Raw genomic sequence first — 2,899 nt, forward strand, 5'->3', positions numbered from 1 at the left:
GAGGAAATTATCCTTACATATGCTGAGGCTCTTTTCCAACTTGGAGAAGGTGATCCTCTTACCTGGTTTAACATGATTCCTGAGCATAGAAATGCAGATCTTTATACTGAAGTCAATGTAGATAATATTCTTCTTGAAAACAGAAAAGAATTCATCTTCGAAGGTTTATGGTACTGGGATATGTTGAGATATGAAAGAGGTATTGAAAAGGTAGATCCTCTTCAGAATATCTTAGAGGCTGTTCCTTATGGAGATTATAGGTTAGCTTATCCAATTCCATTAAACGAAATTGATGCGAATTCTAATATTACGCAAAACCCCGGTTACGGAGGATAATGTAACTATAGTTTTAAATAAAAAAAGGCTGTCTGAGAAGACGGCCTTTTTTTATTATACCCGGCTCTAAACGGCTCAATCATCTTAATATTGGGGAACCATAAATATGTGGAATAGGAAATTAATTGCCAAAGACAATTCCTTGTCTTCGTGCAATATATATGCTTTTTCCTATCCCTATATGTTGAATCAGGTTCTTGCCAACCTCTCATTTGCTGTTTAGCTTCTTATATATTTAATTTTATCTGGATAAAATATAGAATTGTCTTTTTCTAAAACTTTCTGCAAAGCGGGCTTTGTTTTTTGAAATAATATAACTTTGCTGCAAATCCTCTTGAATGAAGAATCTGCTTCTTTTTTTGATATGTATACCTTCTTTGGTTATTGCTCAGGATCCTCTTGCTGCACAAGATCAGCAGGGTGGTTTTCAGCAAGCCCAAAAAGATAGCCTGGCAAAGGCTCCTATTATAGATTACAAGATAATTTCCGTAGAAAGGGATACTACATTTGTGGATACTACCCTTAGCATCCATAAGGATTATAGATTCAATTACCTTCGAAAGGATAATTTTGAGCTTCTCAACTTTCCAAATACCGGTCAAACTTATAACTCTTTAAGTATGCGGCGGGAAACAGATAAATTGATGCCAGGCTTTGTTGCAGGAGCTAGACACTTTGGTTTTATGGAGGTGGAAGATATCTATTACTATCATGTGCCCACGCCGCTTACAGAATTATATTTTAAAACTGTCCCCGAACAGGGACAGCAATTGGATGCTTTTTTTACGATCAATACTTCCGATAGACTTAATTTTTCAATAGCCCACAAAGGGGTTCGCGCTTTAGGTAAATATCAGCATCAATTAACCAGTACCGGAATCTTTAGAACTACGCTTAATTATCAAACTCTAAATAGAAAATACCAGCTGAAATCTCATTTTGTTTCCCATAAGCTAATGAACCAGGAAAACGGTGGGCTTAGCTCACTAGCTATGGAGCAATATATCGACAAAGAAGAAGAGTTTGAAGACCGTTCTCTTTTGGAAATGAATTTTGAAAATGCACAAAGTACTCTGTATGGGAAGCGTTTTTATCTTAATCACCTTTATCATTTGGCCGAGCCCCGGCCTGATAATACCAGTGCTCTAAGCTTTGGGCATATTTTTCGCTTTGATTATAAAAAGTTCAAGTTTGAGCAGACAAGCGCCGTGAACAAAATTTTTGGTGAATCTTTCGATAGTGCTAATCTTAATGATGTGGTTCGGTTGGAGGAACTTACCAACGAAGCTTACGCCAGGTTTACTAATGAATTTTTGGGTGACCTTAAAACTAAAGCTTCGGTCACTACCTATAATTATGGTTATAATACCGTTTATTATACTACCGAAGGCAGATTCGATAACAGATTGAAAGGTACTAATTATGCGGCTGGTGGGGAATACAAAAACAGTCTGGGTGGGTTTAGTGTAAAGGCTAATGCGATGCTCAGCTTTGGTGGCGATTTCAATGCGAATTACCTTAACGCCTCGGCTGCCTACGCTTTTAATGAAGAAAACGAGATCGAATTCGGCTTTAATCAGAACAGTAGGCTGCCCGATTATAACTTTATGCTCTATCAAAGCAATTACCTTAACTATAACTGGCAAACCAGTTTCGATAATGTAAATACACAGCAATTATATTTTAAACTGAATTCAGAAAAACTTGCTGTTATTGATGCTGAAATTACCCAGGTGCAGAATTTTGCTTTTTTCGGCTTGAATGAAGAGAGAATGGTCAGGCCTTTTCAGTATGATGACCAGTTGCGTTATTTTAAATTGAAGGCTTACCGCGGTTTCGACCTAGGGGTTTTTGGTTTCGATAATACCGTAATGTACCAGAATGTCCTGGATGGAGCTTCAGTTCTAAAGGTGCCGGCTTTTGTAACCAGGAATTCTGCCTATTATCAGGATCACTGGTTCCAGCGGGCTTTATTTCTTCAAACCGGATTTACTTTTAAATACTTTAGCCAGTACGAGGCCAATGCCTATGATTCCGTTTTAGCCGAATTTTATGTGCAAAATGAAATGGAGATTGGGGATTATCCCATGCTAGATTTCTTTTTTAATGGGAAAATTGACCAGACCCGCATCTTTTTTAAGCTGGAGAATGTAACTTCCCTGATTGACGGAAACAATAATTTCGTAGCTCCTGGCTATCCCTACACCGATTTTCTGATAAGATTTGGTCTGGTATGGAACTTTTTTATGTAATTGTTTAAGGAATCCCGTTCTCTGCGGAAGCTCTTTTATCCAAAATTTCCGCCGATTTGATTTGTATGCTCCCTTGTTTGCTGAGAATTTCCTTGCTGAAGCTTATTCCTGAATGAGAATCTCATAAAAATCATCTGATTTTAGAAATGTCTTGTGTAATGAAAAAACAGCTGTATATTTGCAGCCGCTTACGAGGATAACGGGAGTTATGGAGTAGGCGTTAGTTCTTTTAAAACGTGGATTTGGAGGGAGTTTTGCAGGCTTTTTCAGGGGCAGAAAAAAATTAATTTTTTTTTCTTGTCAGAAAGAAA

2 protein-coding genes are annotated in these 2,899 nt (G+C 37.5%); both read left to right on the forward strand.

Annotation, left to right across the window (positions count from 1 at the left end; genetic code table 11):
• On the forward strand, positions 1-336 hold a 336-nt coding region (locus VIM94_RS08495), incomplete at its 5' end, for a RagB/SusD family nutrient uptake outer membrane protein (RefSeq protein ID WP_332038868.1).
• A 338-nt stretch (positions 337-674) separates the two neighbouring features.
• Entirely contained in the window at positions 675-2,588 is a 1,914-nt protein-coding gene (locus VIM94_RS08500) for a putative porin (protein ID WP_332038869.1), read from the forward strand.
• The last annotated feature ends 311 nt before the right edge of the window (positions 2,589-2,899 follow it).

It is taken from the genome of Salegentibacter sp., from assembly GCF_036568425.1.
Lineage (GTDB): Bacteria > Bacteroidota > Bacteroidia > Flavobacteriales > Flavobacteriaceae > Salegentibacter.